General features: G+C 71.2%; 1 protein-coding gene. It reads left to right on the plus strand.

The window, feature by feature from the left end; genetic code table 11:
* On the plus strand, positions 1-385 hold a 385-nt coding region (locus tag D7Y04_RS44975), incomplete at both ends, for a hypothetical protein (protein ID WP_158627717.1).

Below are 385 nucleotides of genomic sequence, written 5' to 3' on the forward strand. Positions count from 1 at the left end.
ACCTATCTCGAGAAGCGGCTCGCGACGGTCATCGCGCTGCTGGCGGCGGGCCTCGCGCTGACCAACCTGCCGCAGGTCCACAACATCGTGCTCCAGTTGCCGGGCATGGCGTCACTGCGGGCGGGCGGCTCCGCGCTGATGGCCGTGACGTTCTGGGCGTATGTCGTGCTGCTCGGCGCCTTCTTCTTCCTGAGCGCGATGTGGGTCTTCGTTCCGCGCGAGGGCTTTCCCCGGTGGATGGAGCACCGGAACCTCGTCAGCCGGGCGACGCTCGCGCTGTGTCGGAGGCTGGTGGCGTGGGCCCGCTTCCCCCTGGCGTTCCCCGCCCCGGAGCGCCGGACGCCGCGAGCCCTGCTGTACGGCGGCTTTGTCGTGGCGGGCCTCG

The sequence above is a fragment of the Corallococcus sp. AB038B genome (assembly GCF_003668955.1).
Classification (GTDB): Bacteria; Myxococcota; Myxococcia; order Myxococcales; family Myxococcaceae; genus Corallococcus; species Corallococcus exiguus.